This window comes from Stutzerimonas sp. S1, assembly GCF_025966695.1.
Taxonomy (GTDB): Bacteria; Pseudomonadota; Gammaproteobacteria; order Pseudomonadales; family Pseudomonadaceae; genus Stutzerimonas.
Window position 1 is genome coordinate 334,220 of sequence record NZ_JAOEIY010000001.1, and the last position, 15,666, is coordinate 349,885.

15 protein-coding genes are annotated in these 15,666 nt (G+C 64.8%); 13 read left to right on the plus strand and 2 right to left on the minus strand.

Annotated elements, in window-relative coordinates; all coding sequences use genetic code 11:
• The first annotated feature begins 38 nt into the window (after positions 1-38).
• The 8 genes from hemL to lnt all read left to right on the plus strand — a co-directional run bounded on the left by hemL (position 39) and on the right by lnt (position 8,173).
• On the plus strand, positions 39-1,322 hold the full coding sequence (gene hemL / locus N8H22_RS01565) for a glutamate-1-semialdehyde 2,1-aminomutase (RefSeq protein ID WP_264588868.1): 1,284 nt from the start codon (positions 39-41) through the stop codon (positions 1,320-1,322).
• 8 nt (positions 1,323-1,330) lie between these two features.
• On the plus strand, positions 1,331-1,954 hold the full coding sequence (locus N8H22_RS01570; protein ID WP_264589323.1) for a hypothetical protein: 624 nt from the start codon (positions 1,331-1,333) through the stop codon (positions 1,952-1,954).
• A 119-nt stretch (positions 1,955-2,073) separates the two neighbouring features.
• A complete protein-coding gene (locus N8H22_RS01575) occupies positions 2,074-2,613 on the plus strand; it encodes a tetratricopeptide repeat protein (protein ID WP_264588869.1) in 540 nt (179 codons plus the stop codon).
• A 147-nt stretch (positions 2,614-2,760) separates the two neighbouring features.
• The gene (miaB, locus tag N8H22_RS01580) at positions 2,761-4,089 is read left to right on the plus strand and encodes a tRNA (N6-isopentenyl adenosine(37)-C2)-methylthiotransferase MiaB (protein WP_264588870.1); all 1,329 of its coding nucleotides are present in this window, start codon (positions 2,761-2,763) and stop codon (positions 4,087-4,089) included.
• A 130-nt stretch (positions 4,090-4,219) separates the two neighbouring features.
• Entirely contained in the window at positions 4,220-5,227 is a 1,008-nt protein-coding gene (locus N8H22_RS01585; RefSeq protein ID WP_264588871.1) for a PhoH family protein, read from the plus strand.
• A complete protein-coding gene (gene ybeY / locus N8H22_RS01590; protein WP_264588872.1) occupies positions 5,220-5,702 on the plus strand; it encodes an rRNA maturation RNase YbeY in 483 nt (160 codons plus the stop codon). Before N8H22_RS01585 ends, ybeY begins: the two co-directional genes overlap by 8 nt.
• Positions 5,703-5,712: 10 nt before the next feature.
• A complete protein-coding gene (locus N8H22_RS01595) occupies positions 5,713-6,552 on the plus strand; it encodes an HlyC/CorC family transporter (protein WP_264588873.1) in 840 nt (279 codons plus the stop codon).
• A 109-nt stretch (positions 6,553-6,661) separates the two neighbouring features.
• Positions 6,662-8,173, plus strand: coding sequence for an apolipoprotein N-acyltransferase (lnt, locus tag N8H22_RS01600; RefSeq protein WP_264588874.1), 1,512 nt, complete (start codon positions 6,662-6,664; stop codon positions 8,171-8,173).
• A gap of 9 nt (positions 8,174-8,182) precedes the next feature.
• Here lnt and N8H22_RS01605 read toward each other — a convergent pair whose 3' ends face one another.
• Together N8H22_RS01605 and N8H22_RS01610 are read right to left on the minus strand one after the other, a co-directional pair.
• Positions 8,183-8,944 carry a YdcF family protein gene (locus N8H22_RS01605; RefSeq protein WP_264588875.1) on the minus strand — a complete coding sequence of 254 codons (762 nt, stop codon included), beginning with the start codon at positions 8,942-8,944 and terminating at the stop codon, positions 8,183-8,185.
• A 62-nt stretch (positions 8,945-9,006) separates the two neighbouring features.
• Complete coding sequence (locus N8H22_RS01610) at positions 9,007-9,456, minus strand: hypothetical protein (protein WP_264588876.1); 450 nt, start codon at positions 9,454-9,456, stop codon at positions 9,007-9,009.
• A gap of 256 nt (positions 9,457-9,712) precedes the next feature.
• On the opposite strand from N8H22_RS01610, the gene leuS reads away from it, so the two are divergent.
• The 5 genes from leuS (at position 9,713) to N8H22_RS01635 (ending at position 15,656) form a co-directional block, all read left to right on the plus strand.
• Positions 9,713-12,319: a leucine--tRNA ligase gene (leuS, locus tag N8H22_RS01615; protein ID WP_264588877.1), complete on the plus strand. Its 2,607-nt coding sequence runs from the start codon at positions 9,713-9,715 to the stop codon at positions 12,317-12,319.
• A 43-nt stretch (positions 12,320-12,362) separates the two neighbouring features.
• Positions 12,363-12,968 (plus strand): LPS assembly lipoprotein LptE, encoded by a 606-nt coding sequence (gene lptE / locus N8H22_RS01620; RefSeq protein WP_264588878.1) that lies wholly within the window; start codon positions 12,363-12,365, stop codon positions 12,966-12,968.
• A gap of 42 nt (positions 12,969-13,010) precedes the next feature.
• Complete coding sequence (holA, locus tag N8H22_RS01625) at positions 13,011-14,042, plus strand: DNA polymerase III subunit delta (RefSeq protein ID WP_264588879.1); 1,032 nt, start codon at positions 13,011-13,013, stop codon at positions 14,040-14,042.
• A 109-nt stretch (positions 14,043-14,151) separates the two neighbouring features.
• The gene (gene arfA, locus N8H22_RS01630) at positions 14,152-14,310 is read left to right on the plus strand and encodes an alternative ribosome rescue factor ArfA (protein ID WP_264588880.1); all 159 of its coding nucleotides are present in this window, start codon (positions 14,152-14,154) and stop codon (positions 14,308-14,310) included.
• Positions 14,311-14,372: 62 nt separating this feature from the next.
• Positions 14,373-15,656: a lytic murein transglycosylase gene (locus N8H22_RS01635; protein WP_264588881.1), complete on the plus strand. Its 1,284-nt coding sequence runs from the start codon at positions 14,373-14,375 to the stop codon at positions 15,654-15,656.
• Positions 15,657-15,666: the final 10 nt, after the last annotated feature.

Here is a 15,666-nt window from a genome sequence, read left to right on the forward strand (position 1 = left end):
CACTGCGTCGGTCCGCCCCACGTATCGCGAGGCCCCGCATGTCCCGTTCCGAAACCCTCTTCGCCAGTGCCCAGACCCACATCCCCGGTGGCGTCAACTCGCCGGTGCGCGCTTTCCGCAGCGTCGGTGGCACTCCGCTGTTTCTCAAGCACGCCGAAGGCGCCTATGTGATCGATGAGGACGACAAGCGCTATGTCGACTATGTCGGCTCCTGGGGCCCGATGATCCTTGGCCACAGCCATCCCGAAGTGCTTGATGCGGTGCGCCGTCAGCTCGACCACGGACTGTCCTATGGCGCGCCGACGGCGATGGAAACCCAGATGGCCGAACTGGTCTGCAGCCTGGTGCCGTCGATGGAGATGGTGCGCATGGTCAGCTCCGGCACCGAAGCGACCATGAGCGCGATCCGTCTGGCCCGTGGCTACACCGGCCGTGACGCGATCATCAAGTTCGAGGGCTGCTACCACGGCCACTCCGACAGCCTGCTGGTCAAGGCTGGCTCCGGTGCGCTGACCCAGGGCGTGCCAAGCTCGGCCGGCGTGCCGGCGGACTTCGCCAAGCACACCCTGACCCTGGCCTACAACGACCTCGCCGAAGTCGAATCCACGCTGAAGGAGAAGGGCGAGCAGGTCGCCTGCATCATCGTCGAGCCGGTAGCCGGCAACATGAACTGCGTGCCGCCGGCACCGGGCTTCCTCGCAGGCCTGCGTCGCCTGTGTGACGAGCACGGCGTGGTACTGATCTTCGACGAGGTGATGACCGGCTTCCGCGTCGCCCTCGGCGGTGCGCAAGCGCATTTCGGCGTGACGCCGGACCTGTCCACCTTCGGCAAGATCATCGGTGGCGGCATGCCGGTCGGCTGCTTCGGCGGCAAGCGCGCAATCATGGAATGCGTCGCTCCGCTCGGCCCGGTCTACCAGGCCGGTACGCTGTCGGGTAACCCACTGGCAATGGCCGCCGGCCTGACCACGCTGAAGCTGATCAGCCGCCCGGGCTTTCACGCCGAGCTGACCGATTACACCAGCCGTATGCTGCAGGGACTGCAGGATCGCGCCGATGCCGCCGGCATCCCCTTCGTCACCACTCAGGTCGGTGGCATGTTCGGCCTGTATTTCAGCGGCGCCGACGACATCGTCACCTTCGCCGACGTGATGGCCAGCGACGCCGAGCGCTTCAAGCGCTTCTTCCACCTGATGCTGGACGGCGGCGTCTACCTGGCGCCCAGTGCATTCGAGGCCGGGTTCACCTCCATCGCCCACGGCGAGGCCGAGCTCAACATCACCCTGGATGCGGCCGAGCGTGCCTTTGCCCAGCTGAAATGAGCCCGGTGCTGGAGCTGCTGCAGGCCCTCCTGTTGAGCACGAGCGCCGCGACCAGTGCCGTCTGCATCGGTCGTGCGCGACGGCATTACGGCGACGCCGACCAGCCGGCGCTATTCTGCGCCCTGCTCGGCTTTGCGCTCGCTGCCGGCAGCGGCGTCTGCCTGCTCGCCAGTCAGCTCGATTTCGATGCTGGGGAGGCGCAGCGCTGGCTGGAGCGCGCCACCCTGTTGCTGGGTCTGCCGCTGATCGCGCTGGCAGCACTGACCCTCGGCCGGAGCTGGGCGTGGAGCCGGCCGACCTGGGGCCGCGTGCTGCTTGGCCTGTGCGCGTTCTTCGAGCTGGCACGGCAACTCGGCTGGAGCGCACCCTACGCGCTCGGGCTGGTGCTCGGCAGCGCATTGCTGGTGACCTACGCGGGCTTTCTGCAGTGGCCACAACGACGGCCGACCATGCTCGCCGCTCTTGCCGGCGCCCTGCTGCTCGCCTGCACGCCGCTGGAGTTCGGAGGAGCCGGCAGCAGCCCGCTGAGCGACTACCGTCCCCTGCTGCTGGCACTCGCCAGCCCCTTGCTCGTCTGGCTTTTGCTCGATCTACCGGGCAATGCGCGCATCGACCGCGACGCTTCCGCATAAAAAGCCGGCACGGCGGGTGAAAGGCTTTGTAAGCCTGCGGTCACTTATCCATAATGTGACCGCTGACGCGTTTATGTCTGCTACCCGTAATCGCCCTGCTTCTCGAGGCGCCTCGATTGATGACCCGCACCGGCCGCATCCTGTCTTTGGGCTGTCTGCTGCTTTCGCCATTGCTGGCTCACGCCGGCGGCAATTCGCTGCTGATTCCGGCGACGGCGCGCTGCGCGCTGAACACGGTTCCCGAGGAGCTCCCCGCCGCCCTGCGCGCCTGCCAGCAGGCCGCCAGCGAGGGCGATCTGCAGGCGGCCTTCGAGCTGGGCGAGTTCTACTATGACGGCCGCCGCGCCCCACGCGATCTGGCCAAGGCCCGCCACTGGTTCGAACAGGCTTCGCTGCACGGCCACGCGGCCGCCCAGCATCGCCTCGGCGTGATGTTCTTCCGCGGCGAGGGTGTCCGGGCGAACAATGTGCAGGCCTACGTGGTGCTGAAGATGGCCGCGGTCAACGGTGACGAGGATGCCCTCGATACCGCCGACCGAGTGTCCGAGCAGATGCGCCGCGATGAACTGGAAATCGCCACCCAGGTGCTCGGACAGATCTTTCGCGACTACCTGCAGGACCTGCAGGCCGCCGAGGACCGAGACCCGCTCCAGCCATAGGTGGGGCGGGCTTCCAAAAGTCGGGGCGCCCGGCCACTCAGCGCCGTTTCGCCAGCCGTCCGTGCCTTTATCGCCCCCCATGCTTTTATCGGCTTATCCCTGAGCCTATAATCGCCGGTCATTTTTTGCACAACGCCGGCCCGTAACATGACCCGCAAGCTTTTCATCGAAACCCACGGCTGCCAGATGAACGAGTACGACAGCTCGCGCATGGTCGACCTGCTGGGTGAACACCAAGCTCTGGAAATCACCGAGAATCCGGCAGAAGCCGACGTGATTCTCCTCAACACGTGCTCGATCCGCGAGAAAGCCCAGGAGAAGGTCTTTTCGCAACTGGGTCGCTGGCGTGAACTGAAGCAGGACAACCCACAGCTGGTAATCGGCGTCGGTGGCTGCGTGGCCAGCCAGGAAGGCGCGGCAATCCGCGATCGCGCGCCCTACGTCGATGTGGTCTTCGGCCCGCAGACCCTGCACCGCCTGCCGGAGATGATCGATGCTGCGCGCACCACCCGGCAGCCGCAGGTCGACATCTCCTTCCCGGAGATCGAGAAATTCGACCGCCTGCCCGAGCCGCGCGTCGACGGCCCCAGCGCGTTCGTCTCGGTGATGGAAGGCTGCAGCAAGTACTGCACCTTCTGCGTGGTGCCCTATACCCGCGGGGAGGAAGTCAGCCGTCCCTTCGACGACGTGCTGGCCGAGGTGATCCACCTGGCTGAGAACGGCGTGCGTGAAGTGACCCTGCTGGGCCAGAACGTCAACGGGTACCGCGGTACCACGCACGACGGCCGCATCGCCGACCTCGCCGAGCTGATCCGCGTGATCGCCGCTATCGAAGGTATCGATCGCATCCGCTACACCACCAGCCATCCGTTGGAATTCTCTGATGCACTGATCCAGGCCCACGCCGAGGTGCCAGAACTGGTGAAGTACCTGCATCTGCCGGTGCAGGCCGGCTCCGATCGCATCCTCGCGGCTATGAAGCGCAACCACACTGCACTGGAATACAAGTCACGCATCCGCAAGCTGAAGGCGGCGGTGCCGGACATCCTGATCAGCTCGGATTTCATCGTCGGCTTCCCCGGCGAGACCGACAAGGATTTCGAGCAGACCATGAAGCTGATCGAAGACGTCGGCTTTGATTTCTCCTACTCCTTCGTCTACAGCGCGCGCCCCGGTACGCCGGCCGCCGATCTCGCCGACGACACCCCGGAAGAAGTGAAGAAGCAACGCCTGGCAATCCTGCAGCAGCGCATCAACCAGCAGGGCTTCGAGAACAGTCGGCGGATGGTGGGCACCACCCAGCGCATTCTGGTCAGCGACTATTCGAAGAAGGACCCCGGGATGCTGCAGGGCCGAACCGAGCACAATCGCATCGTCAACTTCCGCAGCGACAATCCACGCCTGATCGGTCAGTTCGTCGACGTGCATATCGACGATGCTCTGCCCCACTCACTACGTGGCACATTGCTGCCTTGAGAGCCGTACCGCGTGCCCCCATGTGAATGCAACGGGGCCGCGGTGCACCGGCGAACGCGCTTTCCGCTTTGCACCTGCAGCGCTATTCTTCATTCACCTATCCGCCGAAACCGGCCACACATACAAGCCCTTGAACGCACCCATAGAACCTCATCGTTTCACCCTCGAACCCTTTGAAGCCCGCCGCTTCGCCAATCTCTGCGGCCAGTTCGACGAGCATCTGCGCCTGATCGAACAGCGCCTGGAGCTGGAAATCCGCAACCGCGGCAACCAGTTCGAACTGATCGGCCCGAGCAACGTGGCCAAGTCCGCCGAAAACCTGCTGCGCCGGCTGTACCGGGAGACCAAGACCACCGAACTGTCGCCGGACATGGTGCATCTGTACCTGCAGGAATCCGGGATGGAAGAGCTGGCCAACCCGAACGCCCACCAAGGCGTCGCCCTGCGCACCAAGAAGGGCATGATCCGCCCGCGCGGTGCCAACCAGCAGCGCTACGTCAAGGCCATCCTCGATAACGACATCAACTTCGGCGTCGGCCCGGCCGGTACCGGCAAGACCTACCTCGCCGTGGCCTGTGCGGTGGACGCGCTGGAGCGTGAGCAGGTGCGCCGCATTCTGCTGGTGCGCCCGGCGGTGGAAGCCGGCGAGAAGCTCGGATTCCTGCCCGGTGACCTGGCGCAGAAGATCGACCCCTATCTGCGCCCGCTGTACGACGCCCTCTACGAGATGCTCGGCTTCGAGAACGTGGCGCGCCTCATCGAGAAACAGGTGATCGAGATCGCGCCGCTGGCCTACATGCGCGGGCGCACGCTGAACAACAGCTTCATCATCCTCGACGAGAGCCAGAACACCACCCAGGAACAGATGAAGATGTTCCTCACCCGCATCGGCTTCGGCTCCACCGCGGTGATCACCGGCGATATCACCCAGGTCGACCTGCCACGCGGCACCAAGAGCGGCCTGGCGCATGTGATCGAGGTGCTCAAGGGCGTCAATGGCATCAGCTTCACCCACTTCCAGCCCAAGGATGTGGTGCGCCATCCACTGGTACAGCGCATCGTCGAGGCCTACGAGTCGTTCGAGGATCGCCAGGCCCAGACAACCAAGCGAACCGCCCAGGACCAGCGCCATGATTGAGCTGGATCTGCAGCTGGCCACTAGCGGCAGCGCGCCTGCCGCCGCCGAGTTGCAGCGCTGGTGCGAGCTGGCGCTGCGCCAGCGCAGCGGCGATTCCGAGTTGACCATTCGTCTGGTCGACGAAGACGAAGGCCGAGAACTGAACCGCACCTGGCGGCACAAGGACTACCCGACCAACGTCCTGTCGTTCCCCGCGGACGTGCCAGACGAACTTCTCGACATCCCGCTGCTCGGCGATCTGGTGATCTGCGTGCCGGTGGTCGAGCGCGAGGCCGCCGAGCAGGGCAAGCCGCTTGCGGCGCACTGGGCCCACCTGGTCATCCACGGCTGCCTGCATCTGCTCGGCTACGATCACATCGAGGATGCCGAAGCCGAGGAAATGGAGGAGCTGGAACGCCAGCTGCTGGCCGAGCTCGGGCATCCCGACCCCTATGCCGAACTTTCGCCCGAGACGGGCACTGACAAGGACTCTTGAGTCGCACACCATGAGCGAAGATCGATCGACCAGCGGGCAGAAGTCCTGGCTGGAAAAACTCACCCAGGCTTTTGCCCATGAGCCGAAAACGCGGCAGGACCTGCTGGATATCCTGCGCGAAGCCCATCAGAACAAGCTGCTCGACAACGAGGCGCTGGCCATCGTCGAAGGCGCCATCCAGGTCGCCGACCTGCAGGTGCGCGACATCATGGTGCCGCGCTCGCAGGTGATCAGCATTCGTGCCGACCAGACGCCAAAGGAGTTCCTTCCGGCAGTGATTTCGGCTGCGCACTCCCGCTATCCGGTGGTTGGCGAGAGCCTCGACGAAGTGATCGGCGTACTGCTGGCCAAGGATCTGCTGCCGCTGATCCTCAAGGACGACCAGCACAGCTTCGACATCAAGGACCTGCTGCGTCCGGCGACCTTCGTCCCGGAATCCAAACGCCTCAATGTGCTGCTGCGCGAATTTCGCGCCAACCACAACCACATGGCCATCGTCATCGACGAATACGGCGGCGTCGCCGGACTGGTGACCATCGAGGACGTGCTCGAGCAGATCGTTGGCGACATCGAGGACGAGCACGATGTCGAAGAAGACAGCTACATCCGCCCACTGCCCAGCGGCGACTTCCTGGTCAAGGCGCTGACTCCGATCGAGAACTTCAACGAGTTCTTCGGCAGCGACTTCTCTGACGACGAGTTCGACACCCTGGCCGGGCTGGTGATGAGTACCTTCGGTCATCTGCCCAAGCGCAACGAGATCACCGAGATCGACGGCTTCCGCGTCCGCGTGCTCAATGCCGACAGTCGTCGCGTGCACATGCTGCGCGTTACCCGCCTGGCCAGCTAAGGTCGTCGTCTTCGCCGAGGGCCAGCCGTAACGGCCCTCGGCGCCCGACTTGCCCCACCACCCCGATTCCCCTTAGCCTGCCCCGCATTTGTCCCCGCAAGGAACACCGATGCTCTGGATCACCCGCCCCGGCTGGCCGGGCAATCTGCTGGCGCTGGCTGCCGGCGCGCTCACCACGCTGGCGCTGGCACCGTTCGACCTCTGGCCGTTGGCCCTGCTGTCGATCGCCCTGTTCTACCTCGGTCTGCGCCAACTGGCGCCCAAGGCTGCGGCCGGACGCGGCTGGTGCTACGGCTTCGGCCTGTTCGCCTCCGGCGTGAGCTGGGTCTACGTCAGCATCCATGACTTCGGTGCAGCTGCGCCGCCGCTGGCCGGGCTGCTGACTCTTGGCTTCGTCGCCGGGCTGGCACTGTTCTTCGCCCTGCTCGGCTGGCTCTGGGCGCGCTGGTTCAGGCGCGAGCAGGCGCCGCTGGCCGACGCGCTGGCCTTCGCCGCACTCTGGCTGGCACTCGACGCCCTGCGCGGCTGGATTCTCACCGGTTTTCCCTGGCTCTATGTCGGCTACAGCCAGCTGCATGGACCGCTGGCAGGGCTGGCCCCGCTGGGTGGCGTCTGGCTGCTGAGCTTTTGCATCGCGCTGAGTGCCGCGCTGCTGGTCAATCTGCCGCATCTGCGTACACACAAGATGCAGCTCGCGGCCGCTCTGGCACTACTCGCCGCGCCCTGGATCGCCGGATTGGGACTCGGACAGCACGCCTGGACACAGAGCAAAGGCCAGCCGCTGACGGTCGCCGCGGTACAGGGCAACGTCGCGCAGAGCATGAAGTGGGATCCGAAGAAGCTCGAAATGCAGCTGCTGCTGTATCGCGACATGACCTTCCGCAGCCGCCGCGCCGACCTGATCGTCTGGCCGGAAACCGCCGTGCCGATTCTCAAGGAGCACGCCGAAGGTTATCTGCAGATGATGGCGGACTTCAGCCGGCAGCGTAACGCCGCACTGATCACTGGCGTGCCGGTTCGCCAGCCCAACGCGGCTGGCGAGCTGCGCTACTACAACGGGCTGACCTCCGTCGGCTCAGGTGCTGGCACCTATCTGAAACAGAAGCTGGTGCCGTTCGGTGAATACGTGCCACTGCAGGAAGTCCTGCGCGGACTGATCGCCTTCTTCGACCTGCCGATGTCCGATTTCGCCCGCGGCGAACCGGGCCAGCCATTGCTGCAGGCCAAGGGGCTGCAGATCGCGCCTTATATTTGCTACGAAGTGGTCTATCCGGAATTCGCCGCAGGCCTGGCGGCTCAGAGCGAGCTGCTGCTCACGGTGAGCAACGATGCCTGGTTCGGCCGCTCCATCGGCCCGCTGCAGCACCTGCAGATGGCACAGATGCGGGCCCTGGAGGCCGGACGCTGGATGATCCGCGCCACTAACAATGGCATCACCGTGCTGATCGACCCCTACGGGCGCATCACCGAGCAGGTTCCGCAGTTCGAGGAAGCGGTGCTGTACGGCGAGGTCACGCCGATGCAGGGACTGACACCCTATCTGCAATGGCGCTCCTGGCCGCTGATCGCCCTGTGCGGGCTGTTACTAGCGTGGGCCTTGCTGGCTCGGCGCAAAGCCTAGGCCCAGTGTTCAGCGATACAGCAGGGGATAGACCAGCATGCCCAACGCCTCGTTGAGCAACAGGCTGCTCTGCCAGACCACCTTGGCCTCCGGCAGCCAGCCGCCGAATGGCCGCCCGTGCGGCACGCCGATGAAACCCACCGGCGCGGCGACGACCTCGATGCCGTTCTGCTCGAAGCACCAGCGCGAGCGCACCATGTGCGCGGCCGAGGTGACCAGCACCACCCTCTCGATGCCCGCTGCCTTGAGCATCTCAGCGCTATAGAAGGCATTCTCCCAGGTGGTACGACTGCGCTCCTCCAGCCAGCGGGTCGCTACCCCGAAATCCTGTTGCAGTACCTGAGCACCGATCAACGCTTCGCTCGGCGGCTGGCCAAAATGCAGCCCGCCGCTGGTGAGGATCGGCAGTCCCGACACCTTGGCCAGCCGCGAGGCATAGCGCAGCCGCTCCAGCGCGGTGTAGCCAGGCTGATCCGCCCCCCAGGCCGGATCGGCCTGTTCACGACCGGCGCCAAGCACAACGATCGCACCAGCCCGCTCGCCAAGCACCGGCCACTGCTCTTCCGGCAGCGCCGCCTCGCGCTCGATCAGGCGTGCAGCCCACTCTAGCGTGACCGGCAGGCTGGTCAGCCACAGGCCGCCAAATCCGAGGATGAAGCACAAAGCAGCTAGCCGTGGTGCGCGCCGCCGCAGCCACCACGCAGCGAGCAACAGCAGCAGCAAACCGCCCGGCGGCAGCAATAGTTGTTTGACGATATAGCGAAGCGGCATGCGGTACCCCCGTGACGATACCGCGCAACTCTACGTTGCCCACGCCACACTCGCTATGCCACTCAATGACGACGGTAGGAAAACAGCCGCTGGCGCGCGCGCAACAGTTGCGAACCGCACACCGGGCAGATCGCCGGCCCAGGCCCTTCCGGCCAGTGCACCTCGCTATTGCACAAAGCGCAGCTCAACGTTTGCTGCAATGACAGCGGCACGTGCTTGCCACGTCCACCATGACGGCCACGCGGGACGCTGCGCAACGAAGGCCGCAGCGCTTGCCGTGAAAGATGCTCCTGTTCTTCGGCGGCAGCATGCCAGCCAGAGAGCCATTGCGAATCGCGCTGCAGATAGGCGCGGATCAGTTCAAATTCGGCGGGAGTCAGTCCACGGACTTCCAGTTCCGCATCTCCGGCTTCCCCCGCAGCCGCAACGCGCTCTGCCTCCTCCAGCGCCTGCGACAGACGGTGCAGTACACGCCCGTAAAGACTGTCTTCTTCTGAGGGCTCTTTACCCATGATTCACCTCGCTTTCATCCCGCCCCCATTGAAAGCGTAGCTCAGAGTTCACCGCCTACTCCGTCAACGACGGACGGCACTCCGCCACAGTCGGCAAATCGGGTTTCCCTAGGCTGCGGGGGGTCATGTATGCTACGGCGCTTCCATGCCTCCGTCCGCCACCCGGGTCGCGTTTGCACAAGGTCGTCCCGACCTGCCAGCCGAGCCTGCGCCAGCGCATTCGCGGAGAGCCAGCCCCTACCCAACGCCAGTAGCCATGCACGAACAGTATCAGCCCCGCGAGATCGAAGCCGCCGCGCAATCCCACTGGGATTCGCAGAAATCCTTTGAAGTAAGCGAACAGCCCGGCAAGGACACCTTCTATTGCCTGTCGATGTTCCCCTACCCCAGCGGCAAGCTGCACATGGGCCACGTGCGCAACTACACCATCGGTGACGTGATCGCCCGCTACCAGCGCATGCAGGGCAAGAACGTGCTGCAGCCCATGGGCTGGGACGCCTTCGGCATGCCGGCCGAGAACGCCGCGATGAAGAACCAGGTGGCGCCGGCGAAGTGGACCTACGAGAACATCGCCTACATGAAGGCCCAGCTGAAAAGCCTGGGTCTGGCCATCGACTGGTCGCGCGAAGTCACCACCTGCAAGCCGGACTACTACCGCTGGGAACAGTGGCTGTTCACCCGCCTGTTCGAGAAGGGCGTGATCTACCGCAAGAACGGCACCGTCAACTGGGACCCGGTCGACCAGACCGTGCTGGCCAACGAGCAGGTCATCGATGGCCGCGGCTGGCGCTCGGGTGCGCTGATCGAGAAGCGCGAGATCCCGATGTACTACTTCAAGATCACCGCATACGCCGACGAGCTGCTGGAGAGTCTGGACGAGCTGGACGGCTGGCCGGAACAGGTCAAGACCATGCAGCGCAACTGGATCGGCAAGTCGCGCGGCATGGAGATCAGCTTCCCCTACGATGTGGCCAGCATCGGCAGCGAAGGGCTGATGAAGGTCTTCACCACCCGCCCCGACACCCTGATGGGCGCCACCTACGTGGCGGTGGCCGCCGAACATCCGCTGGCTACCTTGGCGGCGCAAAACAACCCCGAGCTGCAGGACTTCATCGACGAGTGCAAGCGCGGCGGCGTCGCCGAAGCCGACATCGCCACCCAGGAGAAGAAGGGCCTGGCCACTTCGCTGCGCGTGCAGCATCCGCTGACCGGCGAGCTGCTGCCGGTTTGGGTCGCCAACTACGTACTGATGAACTACGGCGAGGGCGCGGTCATGGCCGTGCCGGCGCATGACGAGCGCGACTTCGAATTCGCCAGCAAGTACGGCCTGCCGATCAAGCCGGTGGTGCGCACCAGCGCCGGCGACGAGACGCCCGCGCCCTGGCAGGACGCCTACGGCGAGCACGGCCAGCTGATCAACTCCGGCATCTTCGACGGCCTGGATTTCGAAGGCGCCTTCGACGCCATCGAAGTGGCGCTGCAGAAGAAGGGCCTCGGCCAGGCGCGCACCCAGTTCCGCCTGCGCGACTGGGGCATCAGCCGCCAGCGCTACTGGGGCTGCCCGATCCCGATCATCCATTGCGACAGCTGTGGCGACGTGCCGGTGCCGGAAGCCCAGCTGCCGGTCGTGCTGCCCGAAGACGTGGTGCCGGACGGCGCCGGCTCGCCGCTGGCGAAGATGCCCGAATTCTACGAATGCAGCTGCCCGAAGTGCGGTGCACCGGCCAAGCGCGAAACCGACACCATGGACACCTTCGTCGAGTCGTCTTGGTACTTCGCCCGCTACGCCAGCCCGAACTACGACAAGGGCATGGTCGACCCGGCCGCAGCCAACCACTGGCTGCCGGTCGACCAATACATCGGTGGCATCGAGCACGCCATCCTGCACCTGCTCTACGCGCGCTTCTTCCACAAGCTGATGCGCGACGAAGGGCTGGTCAGCTCGAACGAGCCGTTCAAGAACCTACTGACCCAGGGCATGGTGGTCGCCGAAACCTACTACCGCACCCTGGAAAATGGCGGCAAGGACTGGTTCAACCCGGCCGATGTCGAGGTCGAGCGTGACGCCAAGGCCAAGGTGATCGGTGCCAAGCTCAAGACCGACGGCCTGCCGGTGGAAATCGGCGGCACCGAGAAGATGTCCAAGTCGAAGAACAACGGCGTCGATCCGCAGGCGATGATCGATGCCTACGGCGCCGACACGTGCCGCCTGTTCATGATGTTCGCCTCGCCGCCGGACATGAGCCTGGAATGGTCCGATTCCGGCGTCGAGGGCGCCAGCCGCTTCCTGCGCCGCGTCTGGCGTCTGGCCCACGCGCATGTCAGCGCCGGGCTGCCAGGCGCGCTGGATGTGGCCGCACTGAACGACGAACAGAAGGCCGTGCGCCGCGCGATTCATCTGGCGATCAAGCAGGCCAGCACCGATGTCGGCCAGCACCACAAGTTCAACACCGCCATCGCCCAGGTCATGACGCTGATGAACGTGCTGGAAAAGGCGCCGACCGCCGGTGAACAGGGCCGTGCGCTGCTGCAGGAAGGCCTGGAAACCGTCGCCCTGCTGCTGGCGCCGATCACCCCGCACATCTGCCACGAACTCTGGCAGCAGCTGGGCAAGAGCGGCGCGATCATCGATGCGCAGTGGCCTGCCGTCGACGAATCCGCCCTGGTGCAGGACAGCCTGACCCTAGTAGTGCAGGTCAACGGCAAACTGCGCGGCCAGATCGAAGTGCCGGCCGGCGCCAGCCGGGAAGAGGTGGAGACCACCGCCCGCGGCAACGAGAACGTGCTGCGCTTCACCGAGGGCCTGACTATTCGCAAAGTCATCGTGGTGCCGGGCAAGCTGGTCAACATCGTCGCTAACTGATTCGGTCCCGGCGCCTGCGCCGGGCCTGCGAGGGGATAACAAGATGAACAAACGGAATCTGGTGGTGCTGAGTCTGACATTGCTGCTGAGCGCCTGTGGCTTCCAGCTGCGCGGCACCGGCGACGTCGAGTTCGGCCTCAAGGAACTCGACCTGCAATCGCGCAACAGCTACGGCGAGACGCGCAAGCAGCTCAAGCAGGTCCTCGAAAGCAACGACGTACACGTGCATGCTGGCGCACCCTACAGTCTCAATCTGGTAAAGGAGTCGGAGCGTCGGCGAACCGCCAGCTACACCAGCTCGGCACGCAGTGCCGAATACGAGCTGACCAGTACCCTCGATTACCAGTTCCGTGGTCCGCAGAACCTGCTGCTGCTCGAAGACAGCATCGAAGTGCAGAAAGTCTATGTGCATGACAGCAACAACCTGATCGGTAGCGACCAGGAAGCCGCCCAGCTGCGCCAGGAAATTCGTCGCGAGCTGGTCCAGCAACTGGTGCTGCGCATTCAGCGCATCACCCCCGCGCAACTCGATGCACTTCAGCAGGCCGCCGAGGCCAAAGCTCGCGCCGAGGCAGAAGCACTCGAGGCAGCACGCCGCGCGCAGGATGCGCAGCCGCAGCAATCGCCGATCGAACTGCCGATGCAGTAAGCCGCACAGGCGCGCGGCAAAGCGCGCCTCTCGCGCCTCCCTATGAAGCTCACTCCCGCCCAACTTGCCAAACACCTGCAAGGCCCGCTGGCTCCGGTCTATGTGGTCAGCGGTGACGAGCACCTGCTCTGCCAGGAAGCCTGCGATGCAATTCGCGCAGCAACGCGTGCGCAAGGCTTCAGCGAGCGCCAGGTATTCAACGCCGAAAGCGGATTCGACTGGAGCCAGCTGATCGAGGCCGGCGCCAGCCTTTCGCTGTTTGCCGAGAAGCGCCTGCTGGAGCTGCGCGTCCCCAACGGCAAGCCGGGCGACAAAGGAGCGGCGGCCTTGCTGGAATATCTGGCCCGGCCCGCCGAAGACACCGTGTTGCTGGTCAGCCTGCCCAAGCTCGACGGCAGCACGCAGAAGACCAAGTGGGCGAAGGCTCTGATCGACGGCAAGGACGTGCAGTTCCTGCAGATCTGGCCAGTGGACGCCGCGCAGCTTCCGCAGTGGATTCGCCAGCGTCTCGCTCAAGCCGGACTGTCGGCCGACCAGGAAGCGGTGGAGCTGATCGCAGCACGGGTCGAGGGCAACTTGCTGGCCGCTGCTCAGGAAATCGAGAAGCTCAAGCTGCTGGCCGAAGGAGGCCAGGTGAGCGCAGCGACGGTGCAGGCGGCAGTGGCCGACAGTGCTCGTTACGATGTTTTCGGCCTTATCGATGCCGCCCTGCTTGGGCACGCAGCCCATGCCCTGCACATGCTCGACGGTCTGCGCGGCGAAGGCGTGGAAGCGCCGGTGATTCTCTGGGCCCTGGCGCGCGAGGTACGCCTGCTTGCCAATATCGCCCAGCAGCATAGCCAGGGCACGCCCTTGGACCGCGCATTCAGCCAGGCGCGTCCGCCCGTATGGGACAAGCGTCGACCGCTGGTTTCCAAGGCGTTGCAGCGCCATAGCGTCGCCGGCTGGAATCAGCTGCTCATGGCGGCGCAACGCATCGACGCGCAGGTCAAGGGGCAGGCCGAAGGGGACCCCTGGATAGGTCTGACCCAATTATGTCTGCACCTCGCCGGCAAGCGCCTCGGTATTGCCTGACCCTATCAGCACACCTGAAACGCTCGCGCACAATGCTCACCACCAGTGGACATTTTTTGCACAGCGCCTATGATGCGCTCGCCTGCTCGATCCACATGAGGGCATCACCATGAGCAAGAGTCGCAAGCACGCCAACAAGGCCAAACGCCTGGTGGCGCAACCGCTGTTCCGCAGCCGCCAGGAAACGCCGAAGAAAGGCAAAGGCAGCTACCGTCGCGAAGCCTCCCAGTCCACCAACTGGGAGGCTTCGGTCCTTCTGGCGGGCTAAAACGCCAAGTCCGGCAAAGCGTGTTAAGGTTTGCGACCGACGACACACTCCGAGATTGCTGCATGCTTTACCCCTTCGTTCCCGTTCTGCTGCTACGCTCGCTGGTCGCCGGTGCGGCGCTTAGCCTGGTCGTGGCCTGCGCTGCCGAACCGCTGGCACAAGCGGCACTAACTGACAGCCGCCAATCTTCCGCTCCAATCGCCGGCAGCGACGTCGAGGCCACCCCACACCTCAGTTTTAGCGAATGGCGCGAGCAATTCCGGAGCGAGGCCTTGGCCGCCGGCATTTCCCCCGAGCTGTTCGATCAGGCCTTCGCCGGGGTCAGCCCAGATCCCGGCGTGATTGCCGCTGATCGCAGTCAGCCCGAATTCACTCGCCCCGTCTGGCAATACCTCGACGGAGCGCTCTCCACACAGCGCGTGCGCAGCGGGCAACAATTGCTCAAAGAGCATCGCACAACGCTGGAGCGGATCGAGGCACTCTATGGAGTCGATCGCCAAACGCTGGTGGCGATCTGGGGCCTGGAGAGCAGCTTTGGTCAGATCCAGGGCGACAAGTCGGTGGTTCGCTCACTGGCCACTCTCGCCCATGAAGGTCGCCGCCCGCAATTTGCCAAGAGCCAGCTGATTGCGGCGTTGCAGATACTGCAGAGTGGAGACATCCGCATAGAACAGATGCGTGGCTCCTGGGCCGGCGCGATGGGGCAGACTCAGTTCATCCCAACGACCTATAACACCCACGCTGTCGATTTCGATGGCGATGGGCGTCGTGACATCTGGAACAGCGCAGCCGATGCTCTGGCCTCGGCTGCTCATTACCTGCAGGCGTCCGGCTGGCAGCAAGGCCAGCCCTGGGGCTTCGAAGTCAGCCTGCCCGAGGCGTTCGACTACGCGCTGGCGGACGCGGAGCTACGCAAGCCACTCGCCGAATGGCGCCGTCTGGGCCTGCGCGGCGTGCCGCAGGGGCAGGACGAACGCACCGCGAGCCTGCTACTGCCCGCAGGGCACCGCGGGCCAGCGTTTCTCGTGACGGACAACTTCCGCGCCATTTTGCGTTACAACAATTCATCCGCCTATGCCTTGGCCATCGGGTTGCTCGGCGAACGCTTCCAGGGTGGCGGCGAGATCGCCGCAGGCTGGCCACGCGGCGAACAGCCATTGAGCCGCTCCGAGCGACTGGAACTGCAAGAACGCCTCGACCGCCAGGGTTTCAACCCCGGCAAGCCCGACGGCATCATCGGCGCCAACACACGCAAGGCCATTCGCGGCTTCCAGCAGCAGTTGGGCTGGCCAGCGGACGGCCACCCCAACCAGGAACTCCTAGGCCGGCTCCGCGCCCAGCCGTGATCCTCTAGGT